Genomic DNA, 23,531 nt, shown 5'->3' with positions numbered 1-23,531 from the left:
TATGAGCCAAGAAGAGAATTTAGATCAAGAGTTAAACAATATAAATAATGAACATCCTATAGAAGATTTTTCTGATGTTCAAGAAGAAGTAACGGAGACTATCACTAAGGTAACTGGTATGTACAAGGACTGGTTCCTTGACTATGCTTCTTATGTTATCTTAGAACGTGCTGTACCTGCTATAGAAGACGGTTTTAAACCTGTTCAGCGACGTATTATGCACTCTATGAAAGAGTTGGATGATGGTCGTTATAACAAGGTTGCTAATATCGTAGGACATACTATGCAGTATCACCCTCACGGTGACGCAAGTATTGGTGATGCTTTGGTTCAAATAGGACAGAAGGATCTTCTTATTGATATGCAAGGTAACTGGGGTAATATCCTAACAGGGGATGGTGCGGCAGCTTCTCGTTATATTGAGGCACGTTTGAGCAAGTTCGCTTTAGAAGTATTATATTCTCCTAAAATAACAAGCTGGCAGGCATCATATGATGGTAGAAAGAATGAACCTATTAATCTACCTGTAAAATTCCCTTTATTATTGGCTCAAGGAGGTGAAGGTATTGCAGTAGGTCTATCTACAAAAATATTACCACACAACTTTAATGAGTTAATAGATGCATCTATTAAAATCTTAAAAGGAAAACCTTTTACTATTTACCCAGACTTCCCAACAGAAGGAATTGCTGATGTGTCTAATTATAATGATGGGGCTCGTGGAGGGCGTGTTCGTGTACGTGCAAAAATTGCTCCACTAGATAAGAATACTTTAATTATTACGGAGATTCCTTTTTCTACTACTACTACCAGCTTAATAGATAGTATTTTAAAAGCGAATGAGAAGGGTAAAATTAAGATTAAGAAAATAGAAGATAATACTGCAGCACAAGTTGAAATATTAATTCACTTACCTGCAGGAACTTCTCCAGATAAAACAATAGATGCATTATATGCTTTTACAGCATGTGAGACATCTATAGCACCATTAGGTTGTGTTATCCAGAATAATAAACCTCTGTTTACAGGAGTTTCGGAGATGCTTAAGAATTCTACTCACCAGACAGTAGAATTATTAAGAAGAGAATTAGAAATAGAGCTTAATGAATTAGAAGAGAAGTGGCACTTCCTTTCTCTTGAAAGAATCTTTATTGAGAATCGTATTTACCGTGCGATTGAGGAAGAAGAAACTTGGGAAGGAGTATTAACAGCTATTGATGAAGGATTAAAGCCTTTTGTTGTTAACCTAAAACGTGCTATCACTCAAGAAGATATCATTAGATTAACAGAGATACGTATTAAGCGTATTTCTCGTTTTGATATTGATAAAGCAAATCAAAATATCGAAGCTCTTGAAGGTGAAATAGAAGCTGTAAAATACAATTTAGAACACTTAATAGATTTCGCTATAAAATACTTTACTACTCTTAAAGAGAAATATGGTAAAGGTAAAGAGCGTCTTACAGAATTAAGAAGCTTTGATACCATTGAGGCAACTAAGGTAGTTCTTAGAAATACTAAACTTTATGTAAATAGAGAGGAAGGTTTCTTTGGTACTGGTCTTCGAAAAGATGAGTATGTATGTGACTGTTCTGATATAGATGATGTTATTGTATTCTTAAGAGATGGATCTATGATGGTATCTCGCGTAGACGAGAAGAAATTCGTCGGAAAGGATATTATACACATTGCTGTTTGGGATAAAAACGATAAGCGTACTATCTATAATTTGATTTATAGAGATGGTAAGTCAGGATCTTCTTATATCAAACGTTTTAATGTAACAGGAGTAACTCGTGACAAGATGTATCCTCTGACACAAGATAAACCTGGTTCACAAGTACTTTATTTCTCTGCAAATCCCAATGGAGAAGCAGAAGTAGTTACTATCTTATTAAGACAGTTGACTAATGTTAAGAAACTGAAGTTTGACTTGGACTTCGCAGAATTATTAATTAAAGGAAGAGCTGCAAAAGGTAACGTGGTTACTAAATATGCAATTAAAAAGATAGAATTAAAAGAAAAAGGTATTTCTACGTTACGTCCTCGCAAAATATGGTTTGATGAAACTGTTAAAAGATTAAATGTAGATGGTAGAGGAGAGTTACTAGGTGAATTTAAGCCTGAAGACCGTTTATTGATTATAAATCAGAGTGGTAAAGTAAAAACTATTGTTCCTGAACTAACAACTCACTTTGAGGAAGATATGATAGTTCTTGAAAAATGGAAAGAAAACAAACCTATTTCTGCTTTATATTTTGATGGGGAAAAAGCTCGTTACTACTTAAAACGCTTTATTATTGAAAACGAAAATAGAGAAGAGTTATTTATTACAGAGCACCCTAATTCAAGATTAGAAATAATATCAACTGATTTTAGACCTGTGTTTGAAGTTGTATTCTCTAAAATAAAAGGAATACAAAAAGAAAACCAAACAATTGATGTAGAGCAATTTATAACTATTAAAGGAATTAAAGCTTTAGGTAATCAAGTTTCTATAGATAAAATAAAACAAGTTAATATTCTAGAGTCTTTACCTTATATTGAAGAGGAGGAAGAAGAGGAGGAGGAAGAGGAAATTATTTTGGGAGAAGGTCCAAATACTGAAGTAGATGATGATGGACAACAAACATTACTTTTTTAAATAATTTTCTTATGAATTATAAAGTTATTATTGCTAGTTTATGCTTCTTACAGATAGGGTTTGCTCAAGAAGGAGATGATCTTTTATTTGAAAAAGATAGAAGAGTTAAAGGGATTAGTGAGAGATGGGAGTTAGACCCCGAGACTAAAAATAAAACATTTACCATCACTCCTTATAAGCAGATGTATTTATTACCTGCTAGATGGTCTAGTCGTCCTAATGAAATGCCTACTAGTTTTAATAGTAATAATTCAGCTACAGAGCCAATAGATTATAACAAAACAGAGATAAGATTTCAGATCAGCTTTAAGACCAAAATCGCTACTGGTTTAATTTTAGGAAAGGGAGATATTTGGTTAGGTTTTACCCAAACAGCTAATTGGCAAGCTTATAATGATAAAGAATCGAGACCTTTTAGAGAGTTAAATTACGAACCTGAGATTATATTTAACTATCCTTTAAATTACGCTATTAACGAGTTTAAGTTTAAAATGGTAGGTGTAGGGTTTAATCATCAATCTAATGGTAAGAGTTTGCCTTATTCTAGAAGTTGGAATAGAATCACGATGCATGTAGCTGCTGAATATAAGAATTGGACCTTTCTTGCTAAACCATGGATTAGATTACCAGAAAAAAGAAAATCAGATGATAATCCAAGAATATCTGATTATATAGGAAGAGCTGAGTTCACTATAGGTTATAGAGAAAAGAATGGACAGCTTTTTACTTTAATGCTTAGAAATAATTTAAAGTTTAATAATCATTATAAGAGCTTTGCTGAGTTTACTTGGGCATATCCAATAAAGAATAATCTAAAAGCCTTTTTAGTTGTTAATAGAGGATATGGAGAAACAATGATAGATTATAATTGGAAACAAACCAATATAGGATTAGGGATTTCCCTTATTGAATGGTTATAAAAAAGGAGGAAAACAGTTAACTGTTTTCCTCCTTTTTTAGTTGAGCTGACTATAAATCAGTAATGCTATTGAAACAACAGCTAATGATAGCCCAATAATATTAAGCTTAGATAACTTTTCTTTAAAAGCAAAATATCCTATAAGCGTACCTAAAAGAATAACTCCATAATTCATTCCTGCAAAAACTACTGTAGGATTATCAGAAAAAGCTTTATGCGCATTTAAATAGAAGTAGATATTCATAAAGTTTAATAAACCAACTAAACCTCCGAAGACTAAAGTCTTTGTATTAACTTTAAAATTAATTCTTTTAATAAGTAAGTAAGCACTATAAGAAATTAAAGAAAGAATTAGAGAACAAGAAAATATGTAAAATAGAGTAGAAGTGTAGGGGATTGAACTATGTAACGCTACTTGCTTAAAACATACGTCAATTACTCCAAAACCAATAAAAACAAAAAGTAAATACAAATAATTGTTTTTGCTCTTTACTTCATTATTATCGTTTTTATTTAAGATCAAACCTATAGAGACAAAACCTATTAACAAGGCAAGATATTTTAAATTAGAAATATTTTCTTTAAAAATAAAGACTGATGCTAATATTGGAATAAACAAAGACATTCTTTGAGCTATATCAGTTTTTATAATTCCTGTATTTTTAATACTTAGGTATTGAATTAAAAATATACTAGGTAATAAAAGACCTAAACCAATAATTAGAAATAATGGAAAATCTGTAATAGATACAGCTGAAGGTTTAAAAATGAAGAATGATAGAAGTACTGTAGTAATATAGTTTAAGATAATTATCTGAAATATATTAGTTTTTTCTTTTTTTAAAAGCTTAAACAGAACTCCAACAGAAATACTACTTAAAATACTAAGTATAAGATAGAGCATTAGATGTAATTTATAATTGATACAAATATACTTTATAATAACTTAGAATAGGAAGTAGAATTAACATTAAAATAATCTATTTTACATAATATGTATTATACAAATACAGTATCTAATATAGATATAACTAATAGCTAAGTATATCTAATTGTTCTTATATTGTTTAAAATTTATTAATTTTGTACAAAATATTATAGTATATTTAATATTTTAAGTTTTGATAACTTTTATAAGTAATATGAAAAAGATACCTAGATATAATAGTTGTGATCTATTAGACCAAAATAATGTTTTAAAAGATTGTGTGATTTTTGACTTGCATCGAATTATTCAAATGAGGAATAATGTTGTTTCAATTGCACACCAACATGCTTTTTATCAAATACTACTTATAACCAATGGTACAGGAATTCATCATATAGATAATCGAACTTATTCTGTAACTAAAGGTGATATTTTCTTTTTGGCTCCAGGGCAAGTTCACAGATGGGATTTTAATGAAACAACTCAAGGGTTTATTATTAATTTTACAGCAGACTTCTTTTCATCCTTTCTATTAAATAAAGACTTTATTCAGTTATTACCTTTTTTTGAGTATAACTCTGAGCATACTAAGCTTAATATCTTAAAACAATACTCAACTATAGTTAACATATTTGACAAAATAACTTTTGAATTTCAAATAAAAGAAAGTATAGATCTTAATCTAATTCGCATATACATCCTTGAATTATTGCTTCTAATAAAGAAGCAAGTAAACGAAGAATACAATTTTTCATATACACAGTTACAGCCTACTAACCTTATAAAACAATTTGAACACTTAGTTGAGAAAAACTTCTATGAACTCAGGTTCCCTAAAGAATATGCTAAGCTATTATACGTTACTCCTAACTATCTAAATGCGATATGTCAAAAGATTAAAGGGCAGTCTGCAGGCGAAATTATAAGAAGTCGTATTTTATAGAAAGTAAAAGACTATTAGTTAATACTAACCTATCTGCTGGAGAAATAGCATATAAACTAAGTTTTAAAGACAATTCCTATTTCTCAAGATTTTTCAAAAAATATGTAGGAGTATCACCTGATGAATATAGAAAATCATAATAGCTTAAAAATGAACAAAAAAATAGCAACAAATATATTTGTTGCTATTTTTTTGTTTTTTAATTATCTAAGATTGAATGATCCCATTGAATTTGATCATCATACCATAATGCCCCATTTTTAACTACTAGTGGAGCGTTTATATTATTTATATAAAGTGATCCTGTTCCTAGTCCTTGAGGCATATTTGACTCAAGTGTATAAGTCCATTGAGCTATAGCATTAAGACCGATATTACTTTCCAATGCAGAAGTTATCCACCAACCAATATTTCTTTCTTTAGCTAATTTTATCCATTCAAGACTGCCTTTAAATCCTCCTACTAGACTTGGCTTTAAGATAATATATTGAGGTATAATTTTATCTAAAAGAGCTGCCTTATCAGTATAGTTAGTAACACCTATTAATTCTTCATCTAAAGCAATTGGCAAAGGTGTTATTTTACATAATTCAGCCATTTGATATTGTTGATGTTGTTTTATAGGTTGCTCTATACTGTGAAGATTTAATGTACTTAACTGTTCTAGTTTAAATAGAGCCTCTTCAGGATGAAAGCCTCCATTAGCATCTACTCTTAACTCTATTTGTTCTGCAGAGAAATGTTTTCTTATATACTGAAGTAAACCAAGCTCTTTATCAAAATCAATAGCGCCAATCTTTAACTTAACACAATTAAAGCCTTCTTTTAGTTTTTCATCTATCTGTTCTTTCATGAAGGCCTCCTCTCCCATCCATACTAAACCATTAATGGCTATAGCATCTTTATGCTCTGTAAAATCAGAAGGAAATAAGATAAAAGGATTCTTACTTTCTAAAGAAAGAAAAGCTTGTTCTACACCAAACTGTATAGACGGCCAGTCTCTTAGTTCTTCCCAAAGTTTCTCCTTACCTAAGTGAATGTTTTTTACTGTCCACTGTAGCTTTTCTTCATAATCAGGTCTATCATCAAAACTAAGAGAGCGCAGTATACCGCACTCTCCTATTCCTATCTTATTATTATCTTCTAATATAATATACCAAGTTTCTTTCTCTGTAAGAATTCCTCTAGAGGTACCAGAAGGTCTCTTGAATATTAAATTATGTCTTTTATATCTAGCAATCATAACTATAAAGTCAAGCTTTCTCCAATATTTAAAAGCATTAGGTCTTTTCCTTTCTCAAAGAACTTACGTTTAGCTTCTTCATGATCTATCTCTATATAACCAAATGTATCAAAGTGATATCCTAAGACTTTATCACATTTAACAAAGTCTGAAGCGATAACAGCCTCATCTATATCCATAGTGAAGTTACTTCCTATTGGCAAAATAGCCAAGTCTAGATTCGTAAACATAGGTATTAACTTCATATCCATAGTAAGAGATGTATCACCAGCTATATAGATATTCTTATTTTTACTTTCTATTACGAACCCACCAGGTTGTCCTCCATAACTTCCATCAGGAAAAGAACTTGAGTGGATAGCTGGAGTATATTTTAATTTTCCAAAGTCAAACATCCATGACCCACCATGGTTCATAGGGTGAGCCTGAAAACCTTTTGCTTCATAATGTCCTGCTATTTCTGCATTAGATACTATAACTGCCTCTGGATTATTCTTAGCTATACGCTCTACATCAGCTATATGATCTCCATGAGCATGAGTGATAAGAATATAGTCTACTTTTATAGCATCTACATCTATTCCTTTAGCGGCAGGTAGTGGGTTTCCTGATATAAAAGGATCCACTATGATATTAATATCTTCTATTTTAATACCTAAACAAGCATGTCCATAATACGTAATTTCCATAATTCTAATTTTTAAAGTATTAAAGCTATTGAAAATAATACAGAAAGTAAAAAAGTACTTAATGCTACTATTTTCATTTGTGAATCTAATTCTCTAGGTTCTCTGTTTTTCTTTACAAAAATCAAGTGTTTTAATAAAGGAATATAAGCGATTACAAAGAAATATTTTACTATTGAAAAATTAGCATGTATTCCATAAACGATGAAAGCTATTAAAGCAAATAGAACAATAAAATAATGATACTGTTTAGCGCCTTCTCTACCAAGTTTTACAGCTAATGTGTTTTTACCAACTAATTTGTCAGACTCTAAATCTCGCATATTATTAATATTTAATACCGCGATACTTAGATTTCCTACTGCTATAGCTGGTAAGATTACCCAATAATCAAATACTTGGCCGTATAGATAGAAAGATCCCAACACACTCACTAAACCAAAGAAGATAAACACAAATAAATCTCCTAATCCTTTATATCCGTATGCTCCTGATCCTACTGTATATTTAATAGCTGCTGCTACACAGGCTACTCCTAAAACAAAGAAGAATATAGAAGTGAAAAAATTATCCTTACCAAAGGAAATATAAATTAGAACCAAAGCAGAAATGAGCGATAATAACGAAGTAATGATTACTCCTTGCTTCATTTCCTTAGGAGTAATTAAACCACTCTGTAAAGCTCTCTGTGGACCTATACGAGTTTCATTATCTGTCCCTTTTACTCCATCTCCATAATCATTTGCAAAATTTGAAAGAATCTGAAGTAACAAAGTAGTCAATATTGCAAAAGAAAAGATACTTAGAAAAGAAGTATTTGTAGAAAAATAAGGATATGCACATGCACTACCAACGATTATTCCAGAAACAGAGAGAGGTAAAGTACGCAATCTTGCAGCACCTACCCATGCTTTAATTTTTATCATCTATATATTTAAGTAATACTAAAAGCTTATTGCATTTAGAAAGGTATTAGAAGCCAAAATTAAATAGAATTTATGAGATACGATAACGTTTCTATGAGTCTATCTACTAATATTTATACGATAGCTTAACCAATAAGTTTTAGCTTGAGATATTTATGTGGTTTGGCGAAGGTATAATATAAAGCATAAAGTGGATTAGCTCCTTTTACAGAGAAAGTCAAAGTTTGATCTTCTGCTATTTCAAAAATAATAGCATTAGATGTATTCCAGTCTATTTTGGTACTAAGAATATGTTTTCCTTCTGAGATATCAAAAGTCATTTCTGTTCCATTAGCTATAGACCCTATTTTCTCTCCATCTAAGAAAATAGTATAATTTCTAAATCGCTCTACAAATGCTTTTTTTCTTCTTAATATTAATTTTGCCATTTTCTACTGTCTCCTGGTTTGTAGTAAAGTTAAAAAGTTATTCAAGAATTAAGGGTATAAAGTCAGAAGTTATTTAAAAACTTTTTAGAGTAGTGTTCTACCCTATTTATTTTCTTTTAAATTCTTATATTTGACCCTATAACAATAAGTTATAAGTATTTATTAGTATTTGTAACTTATTTATTTTCAGCACATATTACATATTATGTAAAGTAATAATTTAAGTAAATATGAAGCCTTGAATCTAGTTTATAGGATTGCTAATATAGAGGATTTGAATAAGATAAGAGAGTAGAATTAGCTGATAAACACTTCTTTTTTTTAATAAGAATGAGGTTCTTTAGAAAAAAGAAATAGGTTTTTGATAAGTAAATTAATACTTATAGACATCTATTTAATGATATGTGTAGAACAGTTTCTTCGGAGAGTCATTGGGCACTCTTTGGATGTTCTTCGGAAAAAAGGCCTCTGTTCCGAACAAACACTGAACTTTACCGAATACCTTCCGAACAAAGAGGATATTGAAATACATTATATTACTAAAAATCAATTAGTTGTATTTTTTAAAATGTCCTTTTTAGGAAAAAAGTGGAAGTTTTTGGACTTTTTAGGAAAAAAATGCTAAAATATTCCATCTAGACTTCATCCTTGTTTAAATTTTAGTATACGTTTCTCTTAAGTTATATGGTATAAAAAAGCCATCCAATATTTGGATGGCTTCTATATCTCTAGAGTTTATTAGATATAAACTACTATGGAATCCATTTTTTAGGGAAGTTAGGCTTTCTCTTTTCTAAGAATGCATTTCTTCCTTCTATAGCTTCATCAGTCATATAAGCTAGACGAGTTGCCTCACCTGCGAATACCTGTTGACCTACCATTCCATCGTCTGTTAAGTTCATCGCGAACTTAAGCATCTTGATAGAAGTAGGTGATTTAGCCAATACCTCTTGTGCCCATTCATAAGCAGTATCTTCTAATTCTGCATGAGGAATGACAGCATTTACCATTCCCATTTCGAAAGCTTCTTGAGCAGAATAGTTTCTACCTAAGAAGAAGATCTCTCTTGCTTTTTTCTGACCCACCATTTTAGCTAAATATGCAGAACCATATCCACCATCAAAACTTGTTACATCAGCATCAGTTTGTTTAAAGATAGCGTGTTCTTTACTCGCTAGAGTCATATCACATACTACATGTAAGCTATGCCCTCCTCCTACAGCCCATCCTGGAACTACAGCGATTACTACCTTAGGCATAAATCTGATAAGACGTTGTACTTCTAAGATATTTAGACGATGCATACCATCATCTCCTACATATCCTTGATGCCCTCTAGCCTTTTGATCTCCTCCACTACAGAACGAATAAACTCCATCTTTAAGTGATGGCCCTTCTGCAGATAATAATACTACTCCGATAGATGTATCTTCTTGTGCATCATAGAATGCACGATATAGTTCACTAGTTGTTTTTGGTCTAAAAGCATTGCGAACCTCCGGTCTATTAAAAGCAATACGAGCTACTCCATCACACTTTTTGTATGTAATATCCTCAAACTCGATAGCTGTTTCCCATTGAATCTTACTCATAATGTTTTTTAATTTAGGGTAAAAATAACCTATTTTTTGCATTATATTGCCATTCCAAAACATTATAATCCATGAAAAAAACACTATTATCCCTATCTGTCCTATTTTTAGGATTAGGAGTACATGCCCAAAAGTATGATTTTCAAAACATTGTAGATATTCAAGGTACACCTGTTATCAGTCAAGGAAAAACAGGAACTTGCTGGAGCTTTAGTACTTCTTCATTCTTAGAATCTGAAATAATTAGAAAAACGAACAAACACATTGATCTTTCTGAGATGTATAACGTTAGAAATACATACCCTAAAAAAATAGAAAACTACATTCTAAGACAAGGTAAAACTCAATTCGGTGAAGGTGGTTTAGCTCACGATGTGATTAACAGTATGAGAGATTATGGATTAGTTCCTGTAGAAGCGTATTCTGGGCTAGTAGGACAAGAAACCTATGATCATAAAGAACTGTTTAAGGTATTAAAGAGTCTAATAGATGCTTTTGCTAAGAGTGACGCTCCTATTTCTAGTAATTGGAAAGAACTAACTGAGCACGTATTAGATATGTATATGGGAAGTAATATTAAAGAGTTTACTTATCAAGGCAAAAAATATACTCCTGAGAGTTTCTTGAAAATGACTACCCTTAATCCTGATGATTATGTAACAATTTCTTCTTTCCAAAATAAAAAGAATTATTCTTCGTTTATTCTTAATATTCCAGATAATTTCTCTAATGGTAGTATGTATAATCTTCCACTAGATGAGTATATTGCTAATATTGATTACGCTTTAGATAATGGTTATACACTTTCTTTAGATTGTGATGTATCTGAGAAGACTTTTTCTGGTAAATATGGAATTGCTTTTATTCCCAATGACAATGCTGATACAGAAAAAGGTTTAACGGAGATTATTAAAGAGAAAGACATTACTGCTGATTACAGATTACAAGAGTTTTATAACTTTAATACCCAAGATGATCACCTCATGCACATCGTAGGTAAAGTAAAGGATCAAAAAGGAAATATTTACTATAAAGTAAAAAATTCATGGGGGCCAAATAGTGATCGTGTAGGAAATGATGGTTATATTTACATGAGTATTCCATACATGAAATTAAAGTCTATTTCAGTGCTTTTACACAAAGATGGATTACTTAAAAAAACGAAAGAACAATTGAGAATACAGTAGTTATAAGATATTAAAATAAGACCAGTTATAAAATCACTCTAACTGGTCTTTTACTTAGAAGAACGAATGATTAATAAAAGATATTTTGCAATAACAATAATGGCGGCATTATCTCTATATGCATGCCAAGAGAATAAAGAATTAGCTACAAATATTCCTATCATAAAAGAACATAATGTACGTGTGGATAACCCTTATAAAGTGGAGTTTCCAGAAGTTACTACAGATTATATTTTAGAGAAGGCTCATATTATAGAGAATTTTTATAACGATAATATTAATAAAAACGGATATACAGGTAGTTTCCTAGTGGCTAAGAATGGTCAGGTTATTTATGAGAACTATTCTGGAGTATCAGATAGAAGTGGTAACGACTCTATAGGAAGCGAGACCTCTATGCATGTTGCTTCTGTTGGTAAGGTTATCACAGCCGTTACTATTCTAAGATTAGTAGACAGTGGTAGATTAGACCTTAACCAGAGCGTATCTGAGATTATAGAAGGATTTCCTTATCCTGAGATAACGGTAAGAACCTTGTTAAGTCACAGAAGTGGTTTGGGGTATTATGGATATTATAAGAATATCTGGGATAATAAAACCACTGTTACAAATGAAGATGTAATAAAAGTAATTAATAAAAAGAGAGTATCACTAGACTTCACTCCTAATACTCGATTTACGTATAGTAATACTAACTATGTATTATTAGCGTCTATTGTAGAGAGAATCACTCAGAAGACATTTAGAGAAGCTGTAAGAGAGTTAATCTTTGATCCGTTAGAGATGAACCACAGTTTTGTATTTGATGATCTAACGAGAAAAAATGAAGTAACACAATCTTTCTCTGGAGGGAAAAAACTAATGAGATGGGACTATATGGATGGAACTTATGGAGATAAAAACATCTATACCACTCCTAGAGATTTTCTGAAGTTTGATACTGCTTTATATTCTGATAATTTCCTAAGTGCTGATCTTAAACAAGAAATGTTTAAAGGATATAGCTTTGAGAAAAAAGGAAATAGAAATTATGGGTTAGGAATAAGATTATTAGAGATGGACAATGGCGATATGTATACGTATCACAATGGCTGGTGGAGAGGAAATACTTCTTCATATATAAGACTAGCTAAAGATAATGTATGTATCATCTTGTTCTCTAATAAATATTCTACATTGACCTATAAGACTATTCATTTATCTCATCATTTTGGAGATTACCCCGTAGGAGATATGGAACTCTAAAAATATAGATTATGAAAAAAGCGAACATTATTTTCGGTACAGATTATGCTATTTGCCAAGCTCCTATGTTAGGAGTAGCTACGCCAGAGATGGTAGCAGCAGTAAGTAACTCAGGTTGTATAGGTACACTTCCATTAGGTGGCTTCCCTCCTGGCTTAAGCAGAGAGTTAATCAAAAAAACGCAGTCTTTAACAGACAAGCCTTTTATCGTTAATATGTTTCTTAATCCTATAGTTGATATTGATCAAAGAGAGATTGATGATATGCAACATACATTAAGTGAGATAGGCAAGGAAATAGGATATTCTCATACTACAATTACCGACTTTGATCAAGAGACGTATCAAGGTAATCTAGAAGTAGTAAAAGAACTAGGCCTTCCCTATCTTGCTTTTACTTTTGGCTGTTTTACAGATCAAGAGATAAAAGAACTACACGACCTAGATATATATTTAATAGGTACAGCCACTACAGTAGAAGAAGCTATTTATTTAGATAACAAGGGTATCGATGCTATTATTCTTCAAGGTATCGAAGCAGGAGGTCATAGAGGTACTTTTCTGAAAGATTCTTTAGAAGATAACCTCCCATTAGAAGAATTGTTTAATAGCGTATTACCTATCGTACAGAAACCTTTGTTTGTGGCAGGCGGCTTATACAATGGTACTATAGGCCGTGATTATCTAGATAAAGGTGCCGCTATGGTATGTTACGGTTCTTTATTTATTACAGCGGATGAAAGCACTGCTATGGATTATCAAAAAGATCTTTTACACAAAGGAGAGGCAGTTGAAACTGTTTTAACCAAGTCTTTTTCTGGTAAATTTGCTAGAGGTATTCTTAATAAATTTGTGAAAATGATAGATTTTAATAATAAAAACATACCTTTGTATCCTATTCAAAATATTTTAACACAAAAATTAAGAAGTTTTGCAAAACAAAAAAAATTTCATAATTTTAATTCTCTTTGGTGCGGAACTAATTCCCATTATGCCAGAAGAGACTCATCATCAAATATTATAAATAAATTGATTAAGGAAGTGTATGACTTATAGTTTTCAATATCGTTTTTTAAAGAATATAAACTTAGAGGAGCTTTTATCTGTTTTTAACAAGTCTTTTTCAGATTATACTGTCCCTATGAGATTAACATTGGAACAATTAAAAGACAAAATTAAAGCTGAGGGAATCGATTTAACAATTTCTGTAGGGGCTTTTTGTAATAAAGAATTAGTAGGATTTATTCTTCACGGTAAGAATAATGACTATCTATATAATGCTGGTACAGGAGTATTGCCTTCTTTTAGAGGTAATAATCTTACTACTAAGATGTATGATTATGCTATCCCTTTATTTAAGAGTTTTAATATGCGTAAAATTAACTTAGAAGTAATCAGTTCTAACGAAACTGCTTGTAAGTCCTATCGTAAAATAGGCTTTAAGAAGTGGAGAGTGGTTAATTCAGTTAAAGGGGTAACGAATGTAAAAAGTGCTAAGTTTGAAGAAATAGAAGGTTTGCAAATTAATAATTTGCCATATTATGAGTACCTTATCTATTTTGCAGAAAAAGATATTATCCCTACATGGGAGAATAATGAGTTCTGTGTGAATAACTTTGAGACTAGCCTCACGATGCGCAAAGCAACACTTAATGGCACTACCACATTAGGATATTTAATATATGACCAACGCAGTAATAAAATCCTTCAAATTTGGGTAAAAGAAGGATATAGACGTAAAGGAATCGCGTCATATCTTATCAAAGAATTAATTGGCAATGATAGAAACTTCTATATCACAAATATAGATGGACAAAACTTTGGTATTCATTCTTTCTTTAAATCTATAGGTGGAGAACCTTATCTAGAACAGGTAGAAATGGAAATGTACTTATACTAAACTTACCCAAACAAGTAAGAAGTCATACTTAAGGATCCACCTACATATTTATCATTAAAGATGTGGATGTTATCACTACTATTTGTCAGACCTAGAATATATAATAACGGATAATAATGATCAGGTGTAGGTACTGCATATTGCATACTTACACCTTTATTTTTATAATCTAATAGGTCTGTAAAAGATCTATCGAGGATTGCCTGTTTTACTAATTCATTACTCTCTATTGCCCAATCAAATGCATAATTGTCTTTATTCATATTATGCCAGTCTAGAGCAGATAGATTGTGTACGATATTTCCACTACCTATTATTAATACTCCTTTTTTTCTAAGGGCTTTTAATTGTTTTCCTATTTCTAGATGATATTCAGGACCTTTGTAATAATCTATGCTTAATTGCAATACAGGAATATTTGCCTCAGGAAATAAATGACACAGTATAGACCATGCCCCATGATCTAATCCCCAAGTTAAATCTTCGTGTATATCTTGATGTTCGCTTAGAAGAGTTATCTCATTTGCCAGAATAGGATTTCCTTTTACATTGTATTCAACATCAAATAACACTTTTGGAAAACCTCTAAAATCGTGAATTGTTTCTAAGGTAGAGTTCGCAGTAACTAGTGTTCCCTTTGTTAACCAATGGGCAGAGACTACTAAGATGGCTTCTGGCTTAGGCAGTTGTCTCCCTAAGTTCTTCCAATATTGAGAGAACTCATTGTCCTTTATAGCATTCATAGGAGAGCCATGCCCCACAAATAGTACAGGCATCTCCTCTGCTCTATCTTTTAACCAAAACAGATCGTTTAAAACTTGCTCTCCCATTTCTTTATAGTTTTAGATTATTCTGCTAATATTTTTTTAATATCTCTGTTATCACCATAGATAACCATGATATCCCCTTTATTCAATACTGTTTCATAAGAGGCAATACCTTGTACTTCGTGTATTTTCTTATGCATCCCGATAAAGCTCTTTTCTTCTTTTATCTTCAGTGTTGTAAGAACGACTAAGTTATAATTAGTTCTAAAACCGATCTCTCCTAATGTTCTACCTGCAAAACGGTCAGACACAGTGATTTCTACGATACTGTATCGTCCGTTAATCTCATAAGAATCTACTACCCCTTTTATACATAATTTCTTCGCCCATCTCTCTGCTGTTTCTTCTTCAGGATGTACGATTTCATCTACTCCTATGGCTTGTAAGACATTCTCATGCACAGGACTAATAGCTCTACTGATAAGCCTTTTTACATTTAGGTTTTTTAGAACAGCAGTAGTCATAATATTAGCTCCTTGATCTTCACCTATTGCTACGATAACGATATCTGTATTCGCTAGAGGTAGTCCAGACATCATATATTGATCAGTAGAGTCTAGACAGATAGTATGAGATATCATATCCTTATAAGCATCTACCCTAGCCATACTTTTGTCTACACCTATTACTTCATTTCCTTGTTCTGTAAGTTTTTGTGCTAATGATGCACCAAAATTTCCTAAACCAATAATAATATATTTCATGTCCTATATTAGTTAATCAGAATCTCTTCTGTTGGATATCTATAATTCGTTAATTTTTCTTTTTTGCTTATTGCTATTAGAATGGTAAGCATACTCACTCGTCCAATAAACATAAGCATAATCAGAGTTACTTTACTAGGGTCTGTCAGCTGAGCTGTAATCCCTGTACTTAATCCTGATGTACTATAAGCAGAGAATGCCTCATATGCTAATCTTAATAAATCTGTCTTGGGCTCAAAAAACGAGAGCGCAAAAATAGCTATTCCTATCACAAATAAAGATAAGAATATAATCGCAAAAGCACGTTGTACAGACAGTTGATCCACCTCTCTTCTGTATACTTCTATTCTAGATCTACCTTTCATTAACGCCCAGATATTTAAGACAGCAATAGCAAAAGTACTTGTTTTAATACCCCCTCCTGTTGATACTGGTGATGCCCCGATCCACATTAAGAGAATCACGACTAAGAATGTAGAAGTAGTAAATAGATTATTATCTACTGTCGCAAAACCCGCAGTACGTGGTGAAGTAGCTGTAAAGAATGCTGTGACTAACTTTCCGAAGCCACTGTGCTCTGCTAGCGTATTATTATATTCTGAGATATAGACTACTGCAGTACCTCCTACGATTAATACAGCTGTAGTGATTAAGATAATACGAGTACTTAAATTAATAACACGAGGAATATGAATCTTCGCTTCCTTCATGCTAAAAGGAAGAAGCTTATTGATAATCAAGTGCTTTACATACTTATATACATTGAATACAATCGGGAACCCTAATCCTCCCATAATGAATAACCCTGCTATAATTAAATGCAATGGGTAATTAAAGCGGTATTCAAAAGTGTATAGGTTCTCAGGTAAAGTAGAGAATCCAGCATTACAGAAGGCTGATACAGCATGAAAAATAGAGAAAAACACTCTGTCAAACAAAGATTCAAAATGCTGATGACGTATACTGATAAATATCGCGATCATCCCTATAAACTGTATAATACCAGATATAATAATAATTCGTTTCAGCGTAGCGAATACGTCTCCTAGTTTATCGATATAAGACATATCCTTAAGTACTAATTGATTTCCATAAGAGGCTTTTCCTCTAAAGAAAAAACTAAAGTAGCTCGCTAAGGTCATGATTCCAAGTCCTCCACATTCCATTAAAAAGATCATCACAGTCTTTCCAAATATAGTGAACTGCGCACCGATATCTACTGTAGATAAACCCGTTACACACACAGCGCTCGTAGCCGTAAATAGAGCATCTATATAACGCATACTACCTGGTGTATTCGTAGCTTTAGGGAAAGAAAGCATGAATGCTCCTATAAAAATGATTAATAGAAAACTGACAACAAATAGCTGAGCAGGGTTCATTCTAGTCTGTTTTAAGTTTAACTGTAAGACAGAAAACTCCCTTACTAACATTAGGAATAAACCAAACGAAATAACAGCATTGCTGTCAAAGAACCTTATAGTATGCTCAGGCTGCCATCTGGCTATAATCAAGATTAAAAACAATACAATACTAAAACAGTCAAATATCTTCACTCCTAAAGTCTCGTGGTTATCTTTATTAAAATAACGTCTAACGATAGCAAGCATCCCGATGCTCAAACAAATATTGTAAAAAACATTTAAGTGGTAATGATAATCGTTAAGTGTATTAAAACCTAAATCGTATATCATTAAAAACAACGCTATGAAACTAACCCAAAAAGGCAATCTTTTAAGGATGAACGTAGTTTGCTTTATTATTTTATCTTTAAGGTAGTACAGTGGCATCTTATAATACTAATTCTTTAAAAAGTCTAGTTAACACTTCCTCCATATCTTCAGACATACCAGGATGTGGACGAGAAGATTGTATACAAGAGCTCTTTACAGCGGTTAGCCATCTAAAGCGTTCTGCCGCATCTAAAGTTCCTATAGGTGATATTTTACACTGTCCCTTTGCAATGCGCTCAAAAGCATCTACGTGGTCTTTTAAAGTGTCAAAGTCTAACTCGCTTTCGAAGCATTCAATCTTCTTCTTGTCTAAATGAAATGAAGAGATCAACATTCGCTTAGCCTTACAGAATACTAATACCCCAATATTGATAAACTCTTCTCGTTCTACTTTAGGAGTGTACCTTATTATTGCATACTCATATACCTGCATCTTGATGTTTTTTTGCTTCGTTAACAAATAGATCAGAATTCGCTAATCTGTTCTTTAAAAAAGAGAAATAAACACTTCTTATCTCTTCAGGAGTCAAATCGCTCTCTTCCCATTCTAACCAATCAGTAGGTATCTGATCTGTAATACATTTAAGATCTTCTTCTTGAAGTAATGCTTTAAACTCTTTATCCACTATATCTAGCTCTTTTGCCACAGGTAGTAATACGTGATCCTTTATAAATGAGAAAGGAGTCAACGCACTTTTTTCCCAATTCGTAAAGGAATGATGGAAGTAAAAAGAAGCGCCATGATCTATTAACCACAACTCTTTATGCCAGATTAGCATATTCGTATTTCTAAATGTGCGGTCTACATTGGTGATAAAAGCATCTAGCCACACGATTTGAGAAGCTAATTTACTTTCTATCTCTAAAGCAGAAGGGTCGTAAGTCAAAGCTCCAGATAAGAAGTGAAGACCTAGATTTAAACCTTTACTAAACTGTAGTAGATCTTGTATTTCTTCATCTGCTTCTGTTCTACCAAAAGCCTCATCTAGCTCAGCAAAGACTAATTCAGGTACATTCAATCCTAATTTCTTAGCGATTAAACCACCTAATAATTCAGCAATTAATGCTTTGATACCATGACCAGCTCCTCTAAATTTTAATACATATTTAAAGTCGTCATCAGCATCTGCAAGTGCAGGAAGTGAACCTCCTTCTCGCAGTGGCATAATATACCTAGTAACAGTAACTGTTCTTAACCCCAATTGATTCTCCATTTGGCTATTTTATAATGAAATGATCATGCAATATTAACCAAAAAACCCCCAAAGTAACTTACTTTGAGAGTTAAATTTTAAACTACTGCATTCCAGTGATTGTATCTCTATTTTACTTGTCTAAGTAAAATCTTGTATTTTTATGGATAGGACAGTCTACTCGATGTGATCCTGGCAAATAAGCTGTACTCATTAAAAACTCATTTACGATCTCTCCTCCTACGAACTTAAAGTGTTTTTTAAACAACTTTAGCCATTCTTCTAGTGTATGCTCTTTATGTAGGTCTAACCAATTCTTAAAGCTTCCGAATTCTTTTTGTAACACGATGATTTGATTAGCATTATAGATGGCAGCATTAACCTTTAGTTTATTGCGAATAATCCCGCTATCTTGTAATAATCGATCAATATCAACCTGCGTAAAATTAGCCACCTTGTCTATATCAAACCCTACATAAGCTTTTTGGAAGCTTTTCCTTTTTTGAAGAATAGTATTCCAGCTCAGCCCTGCTTGGTTTATTTCTAAAACAAATCGTTCAAACAGCGCATTGTCATCCGTTAATTCGAAGCCATATTCATAATCGTGATAGTACTTATTAGGATTGTCAGAATCTAAAGGTAGCTCATTACAGAAATCACAATAATGCTTTTTAACAACAGCCATTAATTAATCACTTTTATTTTAGCATCGTTTAAGACCTTTCTGAATGCATTCTTAGCATCAGGAGTTTTAAGTCCAAACACATCTCTAGTCTTTCTATTATTCAGTTTTATCACCGCTTTAGTACCTAATGCTTTTGGCATCTTCACATACTTAATATCATATTTGTCTATAGAGTCAACAGCAGTTTGTATTAAGAAGTTCTTTACTGTAATATATAAGAAGGTAGCTACAATAATACAGAATACATAGTCCATCTCTTTAGGTTGTTGCCAGTTAGCAGTATAGAGCCTAGCCGCTCCTAAGATTAGGATAGCAGAAGACATAATCCTAGAAGATGTTAATCGTCCTTTTTGATTATCTGTTATTTCGAGCTTTTTAGTTTCTTTATTGAATTTGATCATTTATTTCAAGTATTTATAGTAACAAATCTACTAATAAAAAATAAATCTAAAAGCTAATATAATGTTAGTATTACAGATAATAATAAAGGGGTATTAAACGAACTTAATCCCCCTTATACTATTATTTAATATGGAAATACAAATAGCTTTTTCCTTTATTTAGACTCCCTTCAGAAACATTAGATAGCTTATCTTCTATTCTTAAATATCCTGCTTGAAAACCAACTTCTAATTCACCATTATATTTTAGTTTTGTTTCAATATAATAAGTTTTATCTGGATTTATTTCTAATTCTTCTTTAGTAGGAGCCCTTTTTATTTTGGTATAAATCTGAACGGGTAATTTTCCTGTTTCTTTTAACTCACTAAGAATAATCTCTTCTGGGAAATCCCAAAATAAAGCGCAAATATTTCCTACTTTCTTTTCGAATAAGTGATACGTCAATACTTCTCTTTTCATGTCTAGAAGCAGATAATCAGATTGTTTACAGGTTTTATTATCTTTTCCTATTAATCCTACTGGTTGACTTCCTATCTTATTACCTGCATATTTTAAAGTACCTACAGGCAATTCGTCTAGACTTTTTAAGCCACTATAAGGGGCATCAAATATAGGATCTCCTTTAGGAGTATTATCATCACTTTTACTACAAGATAAAGCTAATGCAGCAAAACAAAGAATTAAGTATTTTTTCATGTTTAATTGTTAACGTATAGTTAATGCAAACATAATTAAATTAACAATAGAAACAAATATTATTCTATGGTCTTAAGCTGGTAATTATAAATAAAAAAAGCCTAGAATATATCTAGGCTTTTCTATGTATTTCAGTATAATCAGCTTATACGTGTAATGCTCTGTTATCAGTTGCAGCTAACGCAGCTTCTTTAATAGCTTCTGCAAAAGTTGGGTGAGCGTGAGACATTCTAGAGATATCCTCTGCAGATGCTCTGTACTCCATAGCTACTACTGCTTCAGCGATTAAGTCTGCAGCACGAGCTCCTACCATGTGTATTCCTAATACTTCGTCAGTATTTTTATCAGCTAATATTTTAACTAATCCATCTGTTTCAGCACTTGCTCTTGCACGTCCTAAAGCTTTGAATGGGAAGCTACCAGCTTTGTACTCAATTCCTTCTGCTTTTAATTGCTCTTCTGTTTTTCCAACAGCTGCAACTTCTGGCCAAGTGTAAACTACACCAGGGATTAAGTTATAATCTATATGAGGTCTTTGGCCTGCTAAGAACTCAGCTACCATTACTCCTTCTTCTTCAGCTTTATGAGCTAACATAGCACCACGTACTACGTCACCGATAGCGTAGATATTAGAAGCAGAAGTTTGTAAATGATCATTTACCTCTACTTGTCCTCTTTCTGTTAATTTAACTCCAGCTTTGTCAGCGTTTAATCCATCAGTATATGGACGACGACCTACAGCTACTAAAGTGTAATCTCCTTCTAGAGTTACTAATTCTCCTTTTTTATCTTCTGCAGTTACTGTTACTACATCTCCTTCACGCACTACTCCTTGTACTTTGTGAGAAGTATAGAACTTCATACCTGCTTTTTTAAGCACTTTAGTTAATTCTTTAGATACAGCACTATCCATTGTAGGTAATACTCTATCAGCATACTCTACTACAGATACTTTAGATCCTAATCTCATGTATACTTGACCTAACTCAAGACCGATTACACCACCACCGATTACGATTAAGTGTTTAGGTACTTCAGGAAGTTTTAAAGCTTCTGTTGAAGTAATTACTCTTTCTTTATCTAAAGTAATAAATGGTAAAGTAGATGGTTTAGATCCTGTAGCAATAATACTATGTTTAGCTTCGAATGTTTCTACACTTCCGTCTGCTTTAGTTACATTGATAGTAGTTGCGTTCTCAAATGATCCAACTCCTTCAAAAACAGTAATCTTGTTCTTGTCCATTAGATATTTAACACCTGAAGATGTTTGATCAACTACTGCTTGTTTTCTTTCGATCATTTTTGATAAATCGAACTTTACTTCTCCAGTGATTTCTATTCCGTGATCAGCAAAATGAGCAATCTCTTCCATGTGATGAGATGATGCTAACAATGCCTTAGAAGGAATACACCCTACATTAAGACAAGTTCCTCCTAAGTTAGAGTATTTCTCTACTATAGCAGTTTTAAATCCTAATTGAGCACAACGAATTGCTGCTACATATCCTCCAGGTCCTGAACCAATTACAACTACGTCAAATGAATTCATAATATATTATCTTATTTGTTGTTTTTATATATCTTACAAAGTTACACTTTTTATATAATTTAGTCTAAAAAGAGAACTTTAAAGTTTCTTAATTTTATCAATAATAATCACTACTAGCACAATACTCTTAGCCCTCCTTTAATAACTCGGATCTCAAACTGATTAGTATCGTACTCATAATATTCTCCATCCATCTGAAAACCATTTCTTTCTTGTCCTATGATCTCTACTGTAATATGATCAGACTGAACATAATCTGTCTTTCTGAATTTCTCTGTTTTCTTTAAGATCACATAGAGTCCAAAAGTCAATTGCTTCAATAAATTAATTTTTGGCACCATTAGATAATCTAATAGTCCATCTGTCAGACTTGCTTTTGGAGTTAGAGACATATTATATCCCATCTCATTAGAGTTAGAGATAAATAATAGTAGCGGATTTACTTCTTTGGTTTGCCCTTTATACGTAACCAGCATTCGCTTCGCTTTATACTGTTGAGCAGAGTTTAATGCCGCTTTGATATAAGCACCTAATTTGCGCTTACCTGATTTCTCATAGTTATCTATAATAGTAGCATCTATACCGAATCCCATATTACTAAAGAAATATTCTCCATTAATACTACCGACATCCATATTCATTACTTTTCCATCGCGTACACGTATTATCGCCTGCTCTATATCTTTAGGAATAGATAGATTAGAAGCTAATCCATTACCTGAGCCTACAGGTACTACTCCAAATATAACATCCTTACCCACTACTTGTGTAGCTACTTCATGAATGGTTCCATCCCCTCCACAAGCTACGATAACATCTGCACCTGCTGATAGTGCCTGCTGTGTTAATTCAATAGCATGTCTTTTATAAGTAGAATATAGTACATGTATATCAAATGCTTTTTCATCAAAGAATGTTTTAATATAATCTGCAGTAATATTGTGCTTTCCTTTTCCAGAAATTGGATTAACGATAAAAAAGATTTTTTTCATAATAAGATTTGAATATATCATAGCTCGTACAGTATGTACGCTATGTGAATACAAATATACAAAGCTATTCTAATAATGATATCGCATAATACTTATGATATCCTTAAAAT

The 23,531-nt window shown here is 32.2% G+C and carries 24 protein-coding genes; 8 read left to right on the top strand and 16 right to left on the bottom strand.

What is annotated here, in order from left to right; translation table 11 throughout:
* Position 1 precedes the first annotated feature (1 nt).
* Positions 2-2,644: a DNA gyrase/topoisomerase IV subunit A gene (locus MYRA21_RS14635; protein WP_006258814.1), complete on the top strand. Its 2,643-nt coding sequence runs from the start codon at positions 2-4 to the stop codon at positions 2,642-2,644.
* A gap of 11 nt (positions 2,645-2,655) precedes the next feature.
* Positions 2,656-3,564: a phospholipase A gene (locus tag MYRA21_RS14630; protein WP_006258816.1), complete on the top strand. Its 909-nt coding sequence runs from the start codon at positions 2,656-2,658 to the stop codon at positions 3,562-3,564.
* Between the two features lie 36 nt (positions 3,565-3,600).
* On the opposite strand, the gene MYRA21_RS14625 is transcribed toward MYRA21_RS14630, so the two are convergent.
* Entirely contained in the window at positions 3,601-4,467 is an 867-nt protein-coding gene (locus tag MYRA21_RS14625) for a hypothetical protein (protein WP_006258817.1), read from the bottom strand.
* 238 nt (positions 4,468-4,705) lie between these two features.
* Here MYRA21_RS14625 and MYRA21_RS14620 point away from each other — a divergent pair, with 238 nt between their 5' ends.
* Together MYRA21_RS14620 and MYRA21_RS19365 are read left to right on the top strand one after the other, a co-directional pair.
* Positions 4,706-5,434 carry an AraC family ligand binding domain-containing protein gene (locus MYRA21_RS14620; protein WP_235279945.1) on the top strand — a complete coding sequence of 243 codons (729 nt, stop codon included), beginning with the start codon at positions 4,706-4,708 and terminating at the stop codon, positions 5,432-5,434.
* The gene (locus tag MYRA21_RS19365) at positions 5,431-5,574 is read left to right on the top strand and encodes a helix-turn-helix domain-containing protein (protein ID WP_369813273.1); all 144 of its coding nucleotides are present in this window, start codon (positions 5,431-5,433) and stop codon (positions 5,572-5,574) included. Before MYRA21_RS14620 ends, MYRA21_RS19365 begins: the two co-directional genes overlap by 4 nt.
* 59 nt (positions 5,575-5,633) lie before the next feature.
* Here the strand turns inward: MYRA21_RS19365 and MYRA21_RS14615 are convergent, their stop codons facing one another.
* From MYRA21_RS14615 to MYRA21_RS14590, 5 genes are all read right to left on the bottom strand, one after another.
* Positions 5,634-6,677, bottom strand: a complete 1,044-nt coding sequence (locus MYRA21_RS14615) for an o-succinylbenzoate synthase (protein WP_039329591.1) — start codon at positions 6,675-6,677, stop codon at positions 5,634-5,636.
* A gap of 2 nt (positions 6,678-6,679) precedes the next feature.
* Positions 6,680-7,366, bottom strand: coding sequence for a metal-dependent hydrolase (locus MYRA21_RS14610; RefSeq protein WP_006263612.1), 687 nt, complete (start codon positions 7,364-7,366; stop codon positions 6,680-6,682).
* A gap of 11 nt (positions 7,367-7,377) precedes the next feature.
* Positions 7,378-8,289, bottom strand: a complete 912-nt coding sequence (gene menA / locus MYRA21_RS14605) for a 1,4-dihydroxy-2-naphthoate octaprenyltransferase (RefSeq protein WP_039329588.1) — start codon at positions 8,287-8,289, stop codon at positions 7,378-7,380.
* A 125-nt stretch (positions 8,290-8,414) separates the two neighbouring features.
* The gene (locus MYRA21_RS14600; RefSeq protein ID WP_006258824.1) at positions 8,415-8,717 is read right to left on the bottom strand and encodes a hypothetical protein; all 303 of its coding nucleotides are present in this window, start codon (positions 8,715-8,717) and stop codon (positions 8,415-8,417) included.
* A 752-nt stretch (positions 8,718-9,469) separates the two neighbouring features.
* Complete coding sequence (locus tag MYRA21_RS14590) at positions 9,470-10,309, bottom strand: 1,4-dihydroxy-2-naphthoyl-CoA synthase (protein ID WP_039330452.1); 840 nt, start codon at positions 10,307-10,309, stop codon at positions 9,470-9,472.
* Positions 10,310-10,380: 71 nt separating this feature from the next.
* On the opposite strand from MYRA21_RS14590, the gene MYRA21_RS14585 reads away from it, so the two are divergent.
* The 4 genes from MYRA21_RS14585 to MYRA21_RS14570 all read left to right on the top strand — a co-directional run bounded on the left by MYRA21_RS14585 (position 10,381) and on the right by MYRA21_RS14570 (position 14,640).
* Entirely contained in the window at positions 10,381-11,496 is a 1,116-nt protein-coding gene (locus MYRA21_RS14585) for a C1 family peptidase (protein ID WP_039329583.1), read from the top strand.
* Positions 11,497-11,595: 99 nt separating this feature from the next.
* Complete coding sequence (locus MYRA21_RS14580) at positions 11,596-12,741, top strand: serine hydrolase (RefSeq protein ID WP_006258828.1); 1,146 nt, start codon at positions 11,596-11,598, stop codon at positions 12,739-12,741.
* An 11-nt stretch (positions 12,742-12,752) separates the two neighbouring features.
* Entirely contained in the window at positions 12,753-13,796 is a 1,044-nt protein-coding gene (locus MYRA21_RS14575) for a nitronate monooxygenase family protein (RefSeq protein WP_006265325.1), read from the top strand.
* 85 nt (positions 13,797-13,881) lie between these two features.
* On the top strand, positions 13,882-14,640 hold the full coding sequence (locus MYRA21_RS14570) for a GNAT family N-acetyltransferase (RefSeq protein ID WP_225581960.1): 759 nt from the start codon (positions 13,882-13,884) through the stop codon (positions 14,638-14,640).
* A 2-nt stretch (positions 14,641-14,642) separates the two neighbouring features.
* Here the strand turns inward: MYRA21_RS14570 and ygiD are convergent, their stop codons facing one another.
* The 10 genes from ygiD to MYRA21_RS14520 form a co-directional block, all read right to left on the bottom strand.
* Positions 14,643-15,470, bottom strand: coding sequence for a 4,5-DOPA dioxygenase extradiol (gene ygiD, locus MYRA21_RS14565; RefSeq protein ID WP_039329579.1), 828 nt, complete (start codon positions 15,468-15,470; stop codon positions 14,643-14,645).
* 17 nt (positions 15,471-15,487) lie between these two features.
* Positions 15,488-16,171, bottom strand: coding sequence for a TrkA family potassium uptake protein (locus MYRA21_RS14560; RefSeq protein ID WP_006261234.1), 684 nt, complete (start codon positions 16,169-16,171; stop codon positions 15,488-15,490).
* Positions 16,172-16,179: 8 nt separating this feature from the next.
* Positions 16,180-17,961, bottom strand: coding sequence for a TrkH family potassium uptake protein (locus MYRA21_RS14555; protein WP_006261233.1), 1,782 nt, complete (start codon positions 17,959-17,961; stop codon positions 16,180-16,182).
* A gap of 1 nt (position 17,962) precedes the next feature.
* Positions 17,963-18,337, bottom strand: a complete 375-nt coding sequence (locus tag MYRA21_RS14550) for a DUF3037 domain-containing protein (RefSeq protein ID WP_006258834.1) — start codon at positions 18,335-18,337, stop codon at positions 17,963-17,965.
* Positions 18,324-19,118, bottom strand: coding sequence for a HipA family kinase (locus tag MYRA21_RS14545; protein WP_006265323.1), 795 nt, complete (start codon positions 19,116-19,118; stop codon positions 18,324-18,326). The genes MYRA21_RS14550 and MYRA21_RS14545 overlap by 14 nt, the downstream gene beginning before the upstream one ends.
* Positions 19,119-19,230: 112 nt before the next feature.
* Positions 19,231-19,782 (bottom strand): DNA-3-methyladenine glycosylase I, encoded by a 552-nt coding sequence (locus MYRA21_RS14540; RefSeq protein WP_006265322.1) that lies wholly within the window; start codon positions 19,780-19,782, stop codon positions 19,231-19,233.
* The gene (locus MYRA21_RS14535) at positions 19,782-20,183 is read right to left on the bottom strand and encodes a hypothetical protein (protein WP_006265320.1); all 402 of its coding nucleotides are present in this window, start codon (positions 20,181-20,183) and stop codon (positions 19,782-19,784) included. Before MYRA21_RS14535 ends, MYRA21_RS14540 begins: the two co-directional genes overlap by 1 nt.
* A 121-nt stretch (positions 20,184-20,304) precedes the next feature.
* Positions 20,305-20,880, bottom strand: a complete 576-nt coding sequence (locus tag MYRA21_RS14530; protein WP_006258838.1) for a hypothetical protein — start codon at positions 20,878-20,880, stop codon at positions 20,305-20,307.
* A 145-nt stretch (positions 20,881-21,025) separates the two neighbouring features.
* Entirely contained in the window at positions 21,026-22,429 is a 1,404-nt protein-coding gene (gene lpdA, locus MYRA21_RS14525; RefSeq protein WP_006258839.1) for a dihydrolipoyl dehydrogenase, read from the bottom strand.
* 113 nt (positions 22,430-22,542) lie between these two features.
* Positions 22,543-23,421: a diacylglycerol kinase family protein gene (locus MYRA21_RS14520; RefSeq protein WP_006261229.1), complete on the bottom strand. Its 879-nt coding sequence runs from the start codon at positions 23,419-23,421 to the stop codon at positions 22,543-22,545.
* Between the last annotated feature and the right edge of the window lie 110 nt (positions 23,422-23,531).

This window comes from Myroides sp. A21, from assembly GCF_000807225.1.
Taxonomy (GTDB): Bacteria; Bacteroidota; Bacteroidia; order Flavobacteriales; family Flavobacteriaceae; genus Flavobacterium; species Flavobacterium odoratimimum.
Note: the sequence above shows the minus strand (reverse complement) of the source record. Positions and strands in the feature narration are given on the sequence as shown.